The organism is Paraburkholderia sp. BR13444, from assembly GCF_040948755.1.
Lineage (GTDB): Bacteria > Pseudomonadota > Gammaproteobacteria > Burkholderiales > Burkholderiaceae > Paraburkholderia > Paraburkholderia youngii.
In genome coordinates, this window is the sequence record NZ_JBFPKM010000081.1 from 1 (window position 1) to 250 (window position 250).

The window sequence follows — 250 nt, forward strand, 5'->3', positions numbered from 1 at the left end:
TCGCATTCTGGCCCTGCGCGCTCACGTTCCAGCCTGCGCTGGCCGTCTTGCCGACCTCGTCGAGCTGCTCCTTGTTCACCGCGTCGCCAGCGTCGACACCCGCCGCCACGTTGATGATCTTGCTGCCACCCGCGTCGATGCCGCCCGTGGTGATGCTCGGGCCGTTCTTGATGGTCAGGCCGTCGTTGTTCACCACCGTGTCACCCATCGTCACGCTGTCGACCTTCAGGTCGCGTGCCAGATCGAAGTT

At 64.8% G+C, this 250-nt stretch carries 1 protein-coding gene; it reads right to left on the reverse strand.

Going from position 1 to position 250, the window contains the following annotated elements; all coding sequences use genetic code 11:
• Nucleotides 1-250: hypothetical protein (locus AB3X95_RS39075; protein WP_368624016.1), on the reverse strand; the 250-nt coding region annotated here is incomplete at both ends.